At 65.3% G+C, this 14,836-nt stretch carries 19 protein-coding genes; 11 read left to right on the top strand and 8 right to left on the bottom strand.

Going from position 1 to position 14,836, the window contains the following annotated elements; genetic code table 11:
- Positions 1 to 28 precede the first annotated feature (28 nt).
- Complete coding sequence (locus ACZ46K_RS20880) at positions 29 to 556, bottom strand: amino-acid N-acetyltransferase (protein WP_464744537.1); 528 nt, start codon at positions 554 to 556, stop codon at positions 29 to 31.
- A gap of 42 nt (positions 557 to 598) precedes the next feature.
- On the opposite strand from ACZ46K_RS20880, the gene pgsA reads away from it, so the two are divergent.
- The 4 genes from pgsA to pspM all read left to right on the top strand — a co-directional run bounded on the left by pgsA (position 599) and on the right by pspM (position 3,818).
- Positions 599 to 1,267 carry a CDP-diacylglycerol--glycerol-3-phosphate 3-phosphatidyltransferase gene (pgsA, locus tag ACZ46K_RS20875; RefSeq protein ID WP_054806814.1) on the top strand — a complete coding sequence of 223 codons (669 nt, stop codon included), beginning with the start codon at positions 599 to 601 and terminating at the stop codon, positions 1,265 to 1,267.
- A gap of 254 nt (positions 1,268 to 1,521) precedes the next feature.
- Positions 1,522 to 1,956 (top strand): helix-turn-helix domain-containing protein, encoded by a 435-nt coding sequence (locus ACZ46K_RS20870; RefSeq protein ID WP_054806813.1) that lies wholly within the window; start codon positions 1,522 to 1,524, stop codon positions 1,954 to 1,956.
- 208 nt (positions 1,957 to 2,164) lie between these two features.
- Positions 2,165 to 2,977 (top strand): PspA/IM30 family protein, encoded by an 813-nt coding sequence (locus tag ACZ46K_RS20865; protein ID WP_054806812.1) that lies wholly within the window; start codon positions 2,165 to 2,167, stop codon positions 2,975 to 2,977.
- 34 nt (positions 2,978 to 3,011) lie between these two features.
- Positions 3,012 to 3,818: a phage shock envelope stress response protein PspM gene (gene pspM / locus ACZ46K_RS20860; protein WP_464744535.1), complete on the top strand. Its 807-nt coding sequence runs from the start codon at positions 3,012 to 3,014 to the stop codon at positions 3,816 to 3,818.
- A gap of 37 nt (positions 3,819 to 3,855) precedes the next feature.
- On the opposite strand, the gene ACZ46K_RS20855 is transcribed toward pspM, so the two are convergent.
- From ACZ46K_RS20855 to ACZ46K_RS20845, 3 genes are read right to left on the bottom strand one after another with little or no spacing between them, the layout of a single operon-like run.
- Positions 3,856 to 4,461 (bottom strand): energy-coupling factor transporter transmembrane component T family protein, encoded by a 606-nt coding sequence (locus ACZ46K_RS20855; RefSeq protein WP_464744533.1) that lies wholly within the window; start codon positions 4,459 to 4,461, stop codon positions 3,856 to 3,858.
- Positions 4,458 to 5,138 carry an energy-coupling factor ABC transporter ATP-binding protein gene (locus ACZ46K_RS20850; RefSeq protein WP_054807574.1) on the bottom strand — a complete coding sequence of 227 codons (681 nt, stop codon included), beginning with the start codon at positions 5,136 to 5,138 and terminating at the stop codon, positions 4,458 to 4,460. Before ACZ46K_RS20850 ends, ACZ46K_RS20855 begins: the two co-directional genes overlap by 4 nt.
- A 16-nt stretch (positions 5,139 to 5,154) precedes the next feature.
- On the bottom strand, positions 5,155 to 5,751 hold the full coding sequence (locus ACZ46K_RS20845; protein WP_464749428.1) for a biotin transporter BioY: 597 nt from the start codon (positions 5,749 to 5,751) through the stop codon (positions 5,155 to 5,157).
- A gap of 235 nt (positions 5,752 to 5,986) precedes the next feature.
- Between ACZ46K_RS20845 and ACZ46K_RS20840 the strand changes: the two genes are divergently transcribed.
- The 7 genes from ACZ46K_RS20840 to recX all read left to right on the top strand — a co-directional run bounded on the left by ACZ46K_RS20840 (position 5,987) and on the right by recX (position 11,353).
- Positions 5,987 to 6,163, top strand: coding sequence for a hypothetical protein (locus tag ACZ46K_RS20840; RefSeq protein WP_464744531.1), 177 nt, complete (start codon positions 5,987 to 5,989; stop codon positions 6,161 to 6,163).
- Positions 6,164 to 6,184: 21 nt separating this feature from the next.
- Entirely contained in the window at positions 6,185 to 6,907 is a 723-nt protein-coding gene (locus ACZ46K_RS20835; protein ID WP_054807575.1) for a PIG-L deacetylase family protein, read from the top strand.
- A gap of 83 nt (positions 6,908 to 6,990) precedes the next feature.
- Complete coding sequence (locus ACZ46K_RS20830) at positions 6,991 to 8,136, top strand: glycosyltransferase (protein ID WP_464744529.1); 1,146 nt, start codon at positions 6,991 to 6,993, stop codon at positions 8,134 to 8,136.
- Positions 8,137 to 8,196: 60 nt separating this feature from the next.
- Positions 8,197 to 8,391, top strand: coding sequence for a DUF3046 domain-containing protein (locus tag ACZ46K_RS20825; protein WP_054807621.1), 195 nt, complete (start codon positions 8,197 to 8,199; stop codon positions 8,389 to 8,391).
- A gap of 190 nt (positions 8,392 to 8,581) precedes the next feature.
- On the top strand, positions 8,582 to 9,625 hold the full coding sequence (gene recA / locus ACZ46K_RS20820; RefSeq protein ID WP_054810773.1) for a recombinase RecA: 1,044 nt from the start codon (positions 8,582 to 8,584) through the stop codon (positions 9,623 to 9,625).
- Positions 9,626 to 10,095: 470 nt separating this feature from the next.
- The gene (locus tag ACZ46K_RS20815) at positions 10,096 to 10,728 is read left to right on the top strand and encodes a DUF459 domain-containing protein (protein WP_054807622.1); all 633 of its coding nucleotides are present in this window, start codon (positions 10,096 to 10,098) and stop codon (positions 10,726 to 10,728) included.
- 10 nt (positions 10,729 to 10,738) lie between these two features.
- Positions 10,739 to 11,353, top strand: coding sequence for a recombination regulator RecX (gene recX, locus ACZ46K_RS20810; protein WP_464744527.1), 615 nt, complete (start codon positions 10,739 to 10,741; stop codon positions 11,351 to 11,353).
- Positions 11,354 to 11,370: 17 nt separating this feature from the next.
- Here the strand turns inward: recX and ACZ46K_RS20805 are convergent, their stop codons facing one another.
- The 4 genes from ACZ46K_RS20805 to ACZ46K_RS20790 form a co-directional block, all read right to left on the bottom strand.
- On the bottom strand, positions 11,371 to 12,276 hold the full coding sequence (locus tag ACZ46K_RS20805) for an amino acid ABC transporter permease (RefSeq protein WP_464744525.1): 906 nt from the start codon (positions 12,274 to 12,276) through the stop codon (positions 11,371 to 11,373).
- Positions 12,273 to 12,953: an amino acid ABC transporter permease gene (locus ACZ46K_RS20800; RefSeq protein ID WP_054807316.1), complete on the bottom strand. Its 681-nt coding sequence runs from the start codon at positions 12,951 to 12,953 to the stop codon at positions 12,273 to 12,275. The genes ACZ46K_RS20805 and ACZ46K_RS20800 overlap by 4 nt, the downstream gene beginning before the upstream one ends.
- Before the next feature lie 103 nt (positions 12,954 to 13,056).
- Entirely contained in the window at positions 13,057 to 13,890 is an 834-nt protein-coding gene (locus ACZ46K_RS20795) for a glutamate ABC transporter substrate-binding protein (protein ID WP_464744522.1), read from the bottom strand.
- 67 nt (positions 13,891 to 13,957) lie between these two features.
- The gene (locus tag ACZ46K_RS20790; RefSeq protein ID WP_054807315.1) at positions 13,958 to 14,686 is read right to left on the bottom strand and encodes an ATP-binding cassette domain-containing protein; all 729 of its coding nucleotides are present in this window, start codon (positions 14,684 to 14,686) and stop codon (positions 13,958 to 13,960) included.
- Between the last annotated feature and the right edge of the window lie 150 nt (positions 14,687 to 14,836).

The raw sequence follows: 14,836 nt of genomic DNA, 5'->3' as shown, positions 1-14,836 counted from the left end.
CGGAGGCTCTCACATTTCGGAGGTGCGCTCACAAGGTGAGCAGCATCCGGGTGTTGCCGAGAGTGTTGGGCTTCACGTAGCTCAAGTCCAGGAACTCGGCGACGCCGGTATCGTACGACCGGCACATCTCCGCGAAGACCTCGGAGGTCACCGGCGTTCCGTCGATTTCAGTGAACCCATGTCGCGCGAAGAACGAGACCTCGAAGGTGAGGACGAAAAGCCGCTCGAGTTCGAGCTCGTGCGCGACCTCGATCAGGCGTGAGACGATGAGATGTCCTGTGCCGCGTCCGGTGACCTGCGGATCCACCGCTATGGTGCGAATTTCGCCGAGGTCCGACCACAGGACGTGAAGGGCTCCGCACCCGACCAGTTTGCCCGTCTGTTCGGCGACCCAGAACTCCTGAACGGATTCGTACAGGGTCACGAGATTCTTCTCGAGGAGGATCTTCCCGGCGTATATGTCGATCAATTGCTTGATCGCCGGCACGTCGGATGTTCGGGCGCGGCGCACCTCGATCCGGTCGTTCGTGTCCTGTTCGTGGGCCGGTGAAGTCATGCGGTGAACAGTAGCGCGTGAATGTACCGATATTGTGGGCGCATGAGCACGCCCCGCCAGTCCGTTGCCGCATCGGGCGGGAGCGGCGCCGCACCGGGACCGCATGCCGGTTCCACGCACGATCCCGTCCCGCTCTGGAACATCGCCAACATCCTCACGGTGATGCGCATTGCGCTCGTCCCGGTGTTTCTCGCCGTCCTTTTCATCGGTGATGGACAGGAGACGGTCTGGAGGCTCGCTGCCGCCGCGATCTTCGCGATCGCTGCGATCACCGACCGTATCGACGGTCAGCTCGCCCGCCGGCTCGGCCTTGTCACGGATTTCGGGAAAATGGCCGACCCGATCGCCGACAAGGCGCTCATCGGAGCTGCACTGGTGGGATTGTCGCTGCTCGGCGACCTGTCATGGTGGGTCACCGGAATCATCGCCGTCCGCGAACTGGGAATCACGGCGCTGCGCTTCGCAGTGCTGCGGCATGCGGTGATACCCGCCAGCCGCGGCGGCAAACTCAAGACGTTGGTGCAGACCGTCGCGATCGGTGTGTATCTTCTTCCGCTGCCCGACGCCGTCGGGCCGTTCGCCACGGCACTGATCCTGCTGGCGGTCGTGCTCACTGTCGTCACCGGGCTCGATTACGTGGTCCAGGCGGCGAGGCTGCGCGCCGGCGTGCGTCGCGCCGAGCAGGAGCACCGGAATGGCGAACCCACATGACACCGGGTGGAGACCCGCTGGTGGCGGCCATCGTGCACGCGAACTCGTCGACGTCCTGAAAGCGCGCGGGGAGACGGTGACGGACTCTCGGAGCGGTCGATGCGGCCGTGTCGGAGCCACTCACGCGCTTGGGTTCCTCGTCGGCGTTGTAATGTCTGTGCACCGCGGTATTCGAAGTCCGGAGGATGCCCGGGAACCTCGCGACCGTGTCGCGCGTTGTCGAGGTGTAGGCACGACGGACGAAGGAGGATGCGATGGCGCTGTTGTTGCGTGAGGCACTCGGTGACAGCCTTCGGCGCACCCGTGTTTCGCAGAGCCGCACCCTGCGCGAGGTCTCCAGCAGCGCCCGGGTCAGCCTCGGTTACCTCTCGGAGGTCGAACGAGGTCGCAAGGAAGCGTCGAGCGAACTGCTCGCCGCTATCTGCGATGCACTCGCTGTACCCCTGTCCGACGTGCTTTTCGACGTCAGCGAGTCGCTGGCCGATCGGACTCTGCGGCGTACCAGCGCGGACGTCGTGATACCGGATACGTACGCAAACCCGGACGCGGCACGCTCCGAGTCGGGTGCAGAGACCGTCGATGCCGGCCTGCTTGCCCAGGATCCGCTGCTCGCCCAGGAGTCGCTCATCACGCAGGAGACTCGCGTGGTGATTCCGGCACCGGCGGCGCGGGCGCTCGCTGCGGCCTAACATGGATCACGACCGTGTCGGCCTCGCCGGATACGGACGAAAGCGACACAGCGTGGGTCACCGCCCGGGGGGTGGCCCGAGTCGCCAGGTGGAATCGTCGGATCGGTCGGGTCGAAGGTGACCGGCACGGCGGACCGGAACCGGTGTGCGAGGGTCGCGCACCGGGTCGCGTTCGGCGCGGCGTACAGATGGAGGCGGGATCACACCCATGGCTAATCCGTTCGTCAAGGGTTGGAAGTACCTCATGGCGCTCTTCAACTCCAAGATCGATGAGAAGGCCGATCCGAAGGTCCAGATTCAGCAGGCGATCGAAGACGCACAGCGTCAGCACCAGGCCCTGTCACAGCAGGCAGCATCCGTGATCGGCAACCAGCGTCAGCTGGAGATGAAGCTGAACCGGCAGCTGGACGAGGTCGAGAAGCTGAATGCGAGCGCTCGTCAGGCCGTGATGATGGCCGACCAGGCCGGCAATGCGGGCGACACGGAGAAGGCGATCCAGTACACCAACGCGGCGGAGGCTTTCGCCGCGCAACTCGTCACCGCCGAACAATCGGTCGAGGATCTGAAGGTTCTCCATGATCAGTCGTTGCAGGCAGCGGCACAGGCCAAGAAGGCCGTCGAGCAGAACGCCATGGCGCTCCAACAGAAGGTGGCCGAGCGTACGAAGCTGCTCAGCCAGCTCGAGCAGGCGAAGATGCAGGAACGCGTCAGCGAATCGCTGAGGTCCATGGACTCGACGCTCTCCGCGCCGGGCACCACCCCGAGCCTGGATGCTGTGCGTGAGAAGATCGAACAGCGCTATGCCACCGCGCTCGGCTCGGCCGAACTCGCTCAGAACTCGGTGCAGGGCCGCATGCTCGAGGTGCAGCAGGCCACCGTCCAGATGGCCGGTCACAGCCGTCTCGAACAGATCCGTGCCTCGATGAAGGGCGATGCTCTGCCCGGCGGTGCACCGGCGAACCCCGCCGTCAACACCGCCAAAGAGCCTCCGAACGCTGCAGGCTCCGCTGGATCCCATTAGTCGCTGAACCTCCATCGAAGCGGAACTCGGAACCATGGGCTCACCCGGCGACGGCCGGACCGGAATGACTCCCGGTCCGGCCGTCGCCGCGCTCAGAGACGTCACCGACGCGGCCGTGGACGCCGCGCGACGATGGCGCGACCCGGCAGCGAAGCTACGACGCAAGAAGCGCCGCGCACGTCGCCGTGCCGGGTTCTTCGGTGCGACCGCCGGAACGTGGGGTATCGGCACCGCGACCCTGGTCGCAGCGTCGGCCCCCGACTGGACGATCGTGGCCACCGGTGGCGCGACGGCCGTGTTCGCGGTGCCTGCCGTGTTCGCGTTGCGCCGGTTCCGTCGGCTCGACTCGGTACCACTTCCACCTACCCTTCCGGGGCGCCGGTCGCTGCCGCCGGTGGGTTCGGTGGCCAGAGCGGCTATGGAACGGTTGTCGAGCAATGAGCAGGGCCTCGCACAGTTGCTCGACGTCGTCTCGAGGTCGGGTGCCGTGGCAGGCGACGATCTCGAGGAGATCGGGGAGGCTGCGCGGTCGGCGTCGTCTGCGCTCGACGCCGTGGTCGAAGACATCGTGGCCCTCGAATCGGCAGCTCGGGCCAGTGCGGCCGCAGGAGCCCACGTGGGTCCCGCTATCACAGCAGCGGGTGAGCGGCTCGACGCGGGTGTGGATCAATACGAACAACTCGTCTCCGCTGCAGCGAAACTCGCCGCAGCGCCCGAAGGTACCCGCTCGATGGCGCTCGACCGACAGCGCTCCGAACTCATCGACGCGTCGGATCGTCTCGAGAGCTGGGCGCAGTCATGGCGGGAGATCGAGCAGATCCAGCAGCGCCACCGGAACTGAACTGTCATTTCTTCGGGAACTCGGGCACACGAACCCGTCAGTCGTCGACCCCGCGTGCCGCGAGAGCTTCTCCCATGGCTTCCGCGGTCATGAGGGCGCCTACCACAACGGGCACCACCAGAGCCCGCACCGAGAAGCTCAGCCCGCGTGCTTTGCGTGCCTCGGTGACACGCGCGACCATCGAACCCAGAAGCGGAATACAGCGGATCGTCATCACGAGGACGAGACCCACACGATCCGAATCCACACCCACCCGACGAAGCGGCCGCACGCCCGCGACGATCGCGTCGAGCATGTCTGTCATACGGGTGGTCAGCGTGACCAGCAAGGCGAGAGCGATCGCCAGCAACAATGACCCGCAGATCACTACGGCACGTTCCCACCCCGCCACGATCACCTGGAACACCGCGATGAGCGTGAGCATCCACAGCAGCGGCCGCAATTGCGTCACAGCGAGGCGTACCGGAATGCGGGCGAGGGCGTACACCCCCGCGACAACGATCGCGCAGGGAAGCACCTGCCACGGTTGTCGGATCCACAGCGTCAGAGCCACGATCGCGAGTGCGACGGCAAGGAGCTTGACCCCTGCCGGTGCGCGATGCAGTGGAGAGTTCCCCGGATGGTGGAGCCCGACGATGCTCACCCGATGAGGTCCCGGTAGTACGCGATCGCCGGATCGGGCGCATCGTCGGCGACGATACGGCCGGAGTCGACGACGAGGACCCGATCGAAGTCGCTCAGCAGGTCGAGATGGTGGGTCACGACGACCAGTTGTTGTTCGAGACTCGCGAACGTCCGAGCGATCAGCTTGGTATTGCGCAGGTCGAGGAGAGTGGTCGGTTCGTCCGCGACCAGGACCTGCGGGTCGGTGACCATGATGGCTGCGAGTGCGAGCAATTGTTTCTGGCCGCCGGACAGGAGGTGACTCGGGTGATCGTGATGCGCGGCGAGGCCGAAGTCGTCGAGCACCTGCCGGACCCGCTCGCCGCGCTCGGCCTTACCGAGCGGGCTACGTCGCAGAGAGAACGCGACGTCCTCCGAGACCGTCGGCATCACGATCTGGTGATCCGGGTCGGTGAAGACGAACCCCACCCGCTTGCGCACCTCGCGACCTTTACGGTCGGTGTCGAGTCCGTCGACGGTCACGGAGCCGGAGGTGGGGACGACCAACCCGTTGATCATCCGTGCCAGCGTCGATTTCCCACTGCCGTTCGCGCCGACGATGCCGATGCGCTGCTCGGTGAGGGTGACGTTCACGTCATCGAGGACTGCGCGCTCGCCGTAGGCGTGGCGGACCTGCTGGAATCGGATCTCGCTCATTCGATGGCTGCGTCGATCAGTGTGCGGGATCGGCGGCGGGAGCGGATCTGACCGGGGACATGAGCAGGGCCGGGTAGGCGCGGTGTACCTGGGCTGCGACGGCAGCGGCCACGACGGCTTTGAACAGGTCGCCCGGGAGGAACGCGACGTTGGCCGCGGTTGCGGCCCACACGGTCAGATCGGTTCGCAGCACCATTCCGGCGATTCCGAACACGTACAGCACCACGATGCCACCGAGTACGTTCACCGCGATTCCGGGCAGAACGCGGTAGCGGGGGAGCATGCGGGCGCTGAGCCAGCCGATCACCACGACCGCCGGGATCCAGCCGATCAGGAAACCTGCAGTCGGGCCGGCAAGAGAAGTGAGCGTGGTCCGCCCACCCGCGAGTACCGGCAGCGCAAGACCGAGCACGATCACAGTCGAGACGGACAGCACTCCCTTACGTGCCCCGAGCAATGCGCCGGCGAGCATCACCCCGAGGGTCTGCAGGGTGATGGGTACGCCGGAGGATCCGATCGTGATCTGGCCCGGCAGACCGAGAGCGATGATGAGGGCGGCGAATACCGCGATCTGTGCGAGGTCGCGGGCGGAGGTGCGGGGGCTCGGGGACACGTTCACTCAGCTTCCGACAAGAGGAGGACCAAACCCGTAGAGCGTAGGCGGGAGCGGCGAGATCCGCACCACCACCCTGGGCGAACGGCGACCCCGAGATGCACAGCAGGGTTCTGCGGGTATCCCCTGATCTTTCCCTGATCTATGCTCTGAGCTGCTGTTTTCTTATCTCCGACGTGTCAGGATCGACTGAGTACGACACAGAACGTGCTCAGGCACGAGGTGGGAGAAGACGATGTTCTGGAAAATTGTCGGAGTAGTGGTGCTCGTGTGGATCGGGCTCGCGGTGATCGGTGCCGTGTTCGACCACCTCTTCGGGATCCTGGTGCTCGGTGCGATCGCGTTCGGCGGTTACATGCTGTACAAGGCCATCTCCGGGGGAAAACGGCGCGACGACATCACAAGGGTCTGAGCGAGAACGCATAGTGGACGCATGGAACATGTGCCGGAGGACTGGACCAGGGGAATCGTCGTCGTCGCGCATCCCGACGACATCGAATACGGAGCGGCTGCCGCGGTGGCCCGATGGACTCGGCAGGGCAAGGACATCCGGTACGTCCTCGCCACCAGTGGCGAGGCGGGGATAGCGGGCCTGCCGCCCGCTGAGTGTGGTCCGCTCCGGGAGGAAGAGGAGCGGGCATCGGCGGCGATCGTCGGAGTCGAGACCGTCGAGTTCCTCGGTCATCCGGACGGGCGACTCGTCGCAGGACCGGATATGCGACGGGACCTCGCCGCGGCGATCCGACGGCATCGGCCCGAGATGGTCGTGACTGCGAATTTCGGACTTACCTGGTTCCCCGGGGCATTGAACAGCGCCGATCACCGTGCGCTCGGCCTGAGCGTGCTGGACGCGGTGGCCGATGCCGCCAACGAATGGATCTTTCCCGAGCTCACCGAGGAAAAAGGGCTCGCTCCGTGGTCGGGGGTACGGTGGGTTGCCGTGAACACCCCCGGCGCGACGCATGCAGTCGATGTCACCGACACCGTCGAGGTTGCGGTGGAGTCGCTCTCCGCACACCGTCGGTACCTCGAGGCGCTCGCCGACACCGACGTCGCGCAGCAGGCCCGAGCGCAGGTCGAGATGGCATCCGCACCGCTACCCGGATTCCCTGCGCCCCATGCGGTGGGGTTCGATCTCTACACCTTCGCCGGCTAGATCTGCCGGCCGGTTCCAGCGGCTGTCGCGTGACCGAGTGACCGAGTGACCGAGTGATCACACTCGTGTGGCAGTCTGGGCCGATGCGAGTGGCATTGGTGGCCGGCCCCGATGCGGGACACGCGATTCCGGCCATTGCGCTGGGCAAGCGGTTCGTCGAATCCGGTCACGAGGTGGTTCTCTTCACCGGTGAACGCTGGTTCGACATCGACGTTCCCGGCGTGACCGTGGCGCCCCTCGACGGGCTCACCCCGCGGCCACAGGACAACGACGGTGACGCGGGCTCGAAGATCCACGCCCGGGCCGCGTACATCGCGAGCCTCCTGTTGCCCGGTCTCAGCGCGCTCCTGCCGGACCTTGTCGTGTCCGACGTCATCACGGCGGGTGGGGGAATGGCTGCGGAGCGGCTCGGGATCCCCTGGGTCGAGTTGTCTCCGCACCCGTTGTACCTGCCGTCGCGTGGTCTGCCGCCGATCGGCAGCGGACTCGAGATCGGGACGGGCCTGCGCGGCCGGGCTCGCGACGTGATGCTGCGCGGGCTCACGGCGCGGTCGTTGCGGCAGGGGGAACGTGAACGCGCTGCTGCGCGCGTCGGGATCGGTCTGGTCGCGCAGGATCCGGGTCCGAACGCGAGACTCATCGCGACCGTGCCCGCGCTCGAGGTACCGCGACCCGATTGGCCGGCGAACGCCCACGTCGTGGGACCCTTGCACTGGGAACCGACCGACACTGTTCTCGATCCGCCTCCGGGTGACGGGCCACTCGTGATGGTCGCGCCGTCGACGGCCACCACCGGAGTCGACGGCATGCTCGACGCGGTGTGCGAGGGACTCGATGGGCTGGGGATGCGTGTCGCGGCCACGATGCTCGACCCATCCGGGCAAGCGCTTCCCGAATGGGCCGTGGCCGGGCGGGGTCGACAGGACGTGCTGCTCCGCGACGCGGATGTCGTGGTGTGCGGTGGCGGCCACGGGATGCTCGCCAAGGCATTGAGTGCCGGGGTGCCGGCAGTGATCGTGCCGGGTGAGGGCGATCAGTGGGAGCTTGCGAATCGGGCCGCGCGGCAGGGGAGCGCAGTAGTGGTCCGGCCTCTCGAAGCCGTGGCGGTCCGGAACGCGGTCTCGGCGGTCCTGGCGGAACCGAGGTTCGCCGAGGCGGCTCGTCGCGCTGCCTCCACCGCGACGGACGTGCAGGATCCGGTCGCAGTGTGCCTGGATGCTGTTCACTGATGGAGGTGCCGGCTGCGAACGTCGCTGCGTGCAGTTCGTTCGGGCCGTTACGGTGGTGGGGTGCGATTGACAGAGTTCCACGAGATGGTCCGAGACGAATTCGGGCAGATGTACGGCGATGCCCTCCTGCGTGACCACATACTGCTCGAGTTGGGTGGACACACCGCGGCGCAAGCGCTCGAAGCAGGTCAGGAGCCTCGTGCGGTATGGCGGGCGCTGTGTGAGGAGTTCGACGTACCCGCCGTGCGTCGTTGATCGAACACATTTGCATGCGTTCGAACAGATGTTCCCTTATGCTGGGGTTGCTCGATGGTGAAGTGCGTCTGTCCACAGGCGCCGTTTTCATCCACAGATTCGGCGGGTCCGCGGTCGTGGCAGCGAAATGTGTCGGTGCCCGGATATAGCGTCGTCGGCAATAGGACGAGACACGATGAAGGGGACCAAGATGGCAGCACAGGCACAAGATCGCGATAAGGCGCTCGAGCTCGCACTGGCTCAGATCGACAAGAACTTCGGCAAGGGTTCCGTGATGCGCCTCGGCGAGGAGGCTCGTGCGCCGATCGCTGTGATCCCGACGGGGTCGATCGCGCTCGACGTCGCGCTCGGTATCGGTGGCCTGCCGCGCGGCCGTGTCGTCGAGGTCTACGGCCCGGAATCCTCGGGTAAGACCACGGTTGCGCTCCACGCTGTGGCCAATGCGCAGGCCGCCGGCGGTATCGCCGCGTTCATCGATGCGGAGCACGCTCTCGATCCGGAATATGCACGGAAGCTCGGCGTCGACACCGACGCTCTGCTCGTGTCGCAACCCGATACGGGTGAGCAGGCACTCGAGATCGCCGACATGCTGATCCGCTCCGGCGCGCTCGACATCCTCGTCATCGACTCGGTCGCCGCCCTCGTGCCGCGCGCCGAGATCGAAGGAGAGATGGGCGACAGCCACGTCGGCCTGCAGGCCCGGTTGATGAGCCAGGCGTTGCGCAAGATGACGGGTGCACTCAGCAACTCCGGCACCACCGCGATCTTCATCAATCAGCTGCGTGAAAAAATCGGCGTGATGTTCGGTTCTCCCGAAACGACCACGGGCGGTAAGGCTTTGAAGTTCTACGCTTCGGTCCGTCTGGACGTCCGGCGCATCGAGACGCTCAAGGACGGCGGCGACGCGGTCGGCAACCGCACTCGCGTCAAGGTCGTCAAGAACAAGGTTGCCCCACCGTTCAAGCAGGCCGAGTTCGATATCCTCTACGGTCAGGGCATCAGCAAGGAAGGCTCGCTGATCGACATGGGTGTCGAGCACGGCTTCATCCGTAAGTCCGGTTCCTGGTACACGTACGAGGGTGATCAGCTCGGCCAGGGCAAGGAGAATGCCCGCAAGTTCCTGCTCGAGAACACCGACATCTGCGACGAAGTCGAGAAGAAGATCAAGGAGAAGCTCGGTATCGGTGCAGTCCTGACCGACACGGAGTCAGCAGCAGAAGAGGCCGACTTCTAGTCGCCGGCGTCAATCCTGCGGAGGCACGGGCCATGGGTCCGTGCCTCCCTCATGTCCGGCATGGGCGTGGCCGGGCAGGCGCGACAGTTCGGACAAGCGCTGCGGACGTTGATCTCGAAAAGTACGAGTATCCGATCTCCACACGATCATCCTGGCGCCGCGCTCGTGTCGATGACATTCGCGCCCTACCTCGGTACGGCGAGTGGAGGGAGGCCGACGTGCGCTGTGACCGCGTTGGTGAACTGGAACAACCTCGATACCGGCGCTTCGGGTTCGGTTCCGGAATACATGGTGAGCCATTCGAGGGGCTCGCGCCGAGTCATCAGGACGGCGGATACGTGGACATCCCTACGGGGCCGGGGCGAGTCCTGTTCTCCGTCGCCACCACGACTCTGTACCACGCCGTCCCGGCGCCCCTCGAGGTGTTCGTCCCCTGAGCGCTTCACCGATCTTCTGGCAGCATCTGTGGGATGACGGTGCGTCCCATACGGTTGTGTGTCTTCGGTGATTCCTTTGTCGCGGGTGTCGGGGACTCCACGTATCGCGGTTGGGTGGGCCGAGTCGCCGAGTATGTAGTCGGCGAGTTGCCCATCGATCTCACTGTCTACAACCTCGGCGTCAGGCGCGACACGTCCTCCGACGTGCGGGCGCGTTGGAAGAGCGAAGCGCGGGCCCGGCTTCCCTCCGAGTGCGACAACCGGGTGATCGTGTCGTTCGGAGTGAACGACACGACGTTGCAGGACGGCTCACGTCGCGTCGAGCCTGACGAGTCCGAATCCAATCTCGCCGCGATCCTCGACCTGGCGGCGTCCCACGGATGGACGACACTCGTGGTCGGGCCGCCACCGATTGCAGACGAGCGGCAGAACGTGCGTACGGCCGCGCTCGACGAGCGGTTCGCGGCGCTGTGCCGGGAGCATGCTGCGCCCTACCTGCACACGTTCTCACGTCTTTCCGGTGAAACGTCATGGATGCGGGAAGCGGCACAGGGTGATGGTGCGCACCCGGGTGTGCAGGGCTACGTCGACCTGGCCGCCCTCGTACGCTCCGACATCCGTGACTGGCTCAGGACATCCGCGGATTCGGTCGGTGGCCGCGTCTAGGGTTCTCGCCATGGACGATCCTGAAGATGTCGGACCATCCGAGCGCGAAGCGGCCACCGCACCCGGTGGTCGTCGGCGTCGTGCCCGACCGGAACCCCGAGGTGGCACCGAAGCGCAGGCCAAGGACGTGTGCCTGAGGCTTCTCACCGATCGTGCCCGGAGTCGTGCCGAACTCGCCACCAAACTCGAGCAGAAGGGCTTCACGGCCGATGTGGCCGAGCGCACCCTCGATCGCCTCACCGAGGTGGGGTTGATCGACGACGCGGACTTCGCCCAGCAGTGGGTGCGCTCGAGGCATCTGTACTCCGGCAAGGGTAAGCGTGCGATCGCACTGGAGTTGCGCCGTAAGGGCATCGACCAGCAGGACGCGGCCGATGCCCTCGATACGATCGACAGTGAATCCGAACGGGACCGTGCTGTCGAACTGGTCAGGAAGAAACTCCGCACCCAGGCGTCGTTGCCCACCGAGGGGGATCGTCGCGAGATCGCGGCCGAACGCGACAAGCTGGTACGACGCCTCGTCGGGATGCTCGCCCGTCGCGGCTACACGCAGGGGATGGCCTTCGAGGTGGTCCGCGACGAGCTCGGGTCTTTCGAAGCAGACGCGAACGAACCACTCGACTGAACTTTCCGCTCGTCACCTCACCGAGGAGGGCCGGTGAGGTCCATCCCGGGCACTGCCGTGACGGGCACCGGGGCATCCGGCGCGCCGCCGGTCGTCGCACCCCGGCGCCGGCTGGACCGCAAACGCTTCTCGAGCCACGTCGCGAAGCGGGTCAAAGCGCTGTTCAGGATGATCATGATCGCGGCCACCACCAGCAGCGACGGTAGGTAGTTCTGGAAGTAGGCCCCGAGTTGCTGTCCCGACCGCACCACTTCGACGTAGCCGATGAGGTAGCCCAGTGCGGAGTCCTTGAGCGCGATCACCATCTGCGACACGATTGCCGGAAGCATCACGGTCACAGCCTGAGGCAACAGGATCAACCGCATGGTCTGGCCCTTGCGCAGGCCGATCGCCGATGCCGCTTCGGTCTGGCCCTTGGGGAGTGAGTTGATGCCGGCGCGCACGATCTCGGCGATCACCGATCCGTTGTAGAGCGTCAGGCCGGTCACGACTGCGGCCAGTGCAAGGTAATCGGATTTGAACAGGCGGTACTCGGCGAACACCTGGTACGCGAAGATCATCAGGATGAGCACGGGGATCGCGCGGAACAGTTCGACGATGAACCCGGACACCATCCGAATGGAACGATGCTCGGACATGCGGCCGATGCCCAGAATCGCACCCAGAATCAATGCCAGCACGATCGACAGCGCAGCGGCGACGAGAGTGCCCCGAATACCTGGGATCAGATACGTCGTCCAGCTCGACGACTCGAGGAACGGGTCCCACTTGGCTGCAGTGAGCTGCCCCTGGGAATCCAATGCGCGGTACACGACATACGCAATGACCACGAGAACGACGCCCACGACGACGGACAGCACGCGGTACAGCGCGCGCGCCTTCGGACCGGGAGCGTCGTAGAGAACAGTGCCTTCCGAACTCATCGCGCTACCTCGAATCGCTTGCTGAGCCAGCCGAACAGCAGGCCGGTCGGGAGGGTCAGGATCACGAAGCCCAAGGCGAAGATCCCGCCGATGACGAAGATGGCGGCCTCGTTCTCGATCATCGTCTTCATCAGCAGGGACGCCTCGGCCACACCGATCACCGACGCGATGGTCGAGTTCTTGGTGAGCGCGATGAGCACGGAACCGAGCGGTGCGATGACTGCGCGGAATGCCTGCGGCAGCACGATGAACCGGAGATTCTGGCTGAACGTCAGGCCCAGGGAGCGGCCTGCTTCGGACTGCCCGAGGTGGACGGTGTTGATGCCGGCGCGCAGCGACTCGCACACGAAGGCGGCGGTATAGACCGTGAGTCCCAGTACCGCGAGCCGGAAGTTGTTGTCCACGAGGAATGTCGGAGATGACTGCGGCGCGAGATTGATCTGAAGCGTCTGCGACAGTCCGAACAGACAGAAGATGATGATCAGCGTCAGCGGCGTGTTCCGGAAGACAGTGACGTACGCCGTGCCGATGGCCCTGGCGACCGGGATCGGCGACACGCGCATGGCGGCGAGGATCGTTCCGAGGATCAGCGAACCGATCGCGGACAACACTGTCAGCTGGATCGTCGTCCAGAATGCTTCGAGCAGTTGACTGCCGTACTTGCTCAGCAGATCCACAGGTCAACTCCGGGATCGAGGGGACGGGAACTATCGGGGGCCGTTCGGCCGGTCCGTGAGCTCGTCACGAACCGGCCGGACGTACCTGGGGAGCAACGCCGGATCAGTACCGATCGACGGTCGGCGGCTCCGGCAACGGGTACCCGGACGCACCGACGGTGGCCTCGAAGGCCTCCGCCCAGGCTCCGCTGTCGATCATCTCCTGGATCGCATCGTTGATGGCGGTCCGCGACGCGTCGTCACCCTGGGCCAGGCCGATGCCGTATCGCTCCTCGGTGAACGGCTCACCGACGACCTTGAAGTCGCCGGGGCTCTGTGCCGCATACCCGGCGAGAATGATGTCGTCGGTGGTCACCGCATCGACCGCGCCGTTGCGCAACGCTTCCACGCAGGCGGAATAGGTGTCGAACTCCTGCAACTGCACGTCCTGCGCGTACGTGTCCTTGACGTTCTGTGCAGGGGTCGAACCCGTCACCGAACACAAGCGCTTACCGCCGTTGAGCGATTCCGGACCGGTGATCTCGGTTTCATCGGCGCGCACGAGCAGCGACTGGCCGGCGATGAAATACGGTCCGGCGAAGTCGACCTTCTCCTTGCGGGCGTCGGTGATCGAGTAGGTCGCGACGATGTAGTCGACCTCGCCGTTCTGGATCAGCGTCTCGCGCTGAGCCGACGGCGACTCCTTGAACTCGATGTTCTCCTCGGACACTCCGAGCTGCCCGGCCACGTATTTGGCGACCTCGACATCGAATCCGCTGAACGTACCGTCGGGGTTGCGGAGGCCGAGCCCGGGCTGATCGAATTTGATTCCGACCACGAGGTTGCCGTTTTCCGCCGAGCTCGTGACACTGCGGGTTTCGTCGCCACCACACGCTGTGGCAGCGAGAGCAACGGCAATGACGCCGATGCCGACGCGGATCGAGCGGGACATTTTCATCGAGAACCTCCGGTTGTGGTGTTCGGTGCGGGCTGTCGTGCCGTGGTGCTCAGGTGCGCCGTGGTGCTCAGTGGCTGAGGATCTTGCCGAGGAAATCCTTGGCTCGATCGGATTTGGGAGCGGTGAAGAACTCGGTGGGATCGGTGTCCTCGACGATGCGGCCGTCGGCCATGAACAAGACGCGGTCGCCGGCCTTGCGGGCGAAGCCCATCTCGTGGGTGACGACGACCATCGTCATTCCCTCCTTGGCGAGCGAGGTCATCACGTCGAGAACCTCCTGGACCATCTCCGGGTCGAGTGCGGAGGTGGGCTCGTCGAACAGCATCACCTTCGGGCTCATGGCCAGCGCGCGGGCGATCGCGACGCGTTGCTGCTGACCGCCGGAGAGTTGTGCGGGGTATTTGTCGGCCTGATTTGCGATTCCCACGCGGTCGAGCAACTGCAGGGCGCTCTCCTGCGCCGCGTCCTTCTTCTGCTTGCGGACCTTGAGCGGGCCGAGCATCACGTTCTCGAGGATGGTCTTGTGTGCGAAGAGGTTGAACGACTGGAACACCATGCCGACATCGGCGCGCAGCGCTGCCAAGGCCTTGCCTTCGTCCGGAAGGGTCTTGCCGTCGACCCGGATCTCGCCGGAGTCGATCGGCTCGAGCCGGTTGATGGTCCGGCACAGCGTGGACTTTCCGGACCCCGACGGACCCACCACGATGACCACCTGGCCGGACGGAACCTCGATGTCGATGTCTTGGAGGACATGCAGAGCACCGAAGTGTTTATTGACGTTCGTCATCGTGATCATCGGGGTTGTGCTGCCCGATTCCCCCGAAGGCTTCGCCGAACCCGCTTCCGCTGGTGTCATGATCAAGACCCTATGCGGTCGCTGTCAGGAACCTCCACATTTCGTCCCATCGACATTCAACTTTTACAGCGACGGGGCCGCGAGACCGGA

Source organism: Rhodococcus sp. JCM 9793, from assembly GCF_055380405.1.
This window is presented reverse-complemented; position numbering and strand designations above follow the sequence as displayed.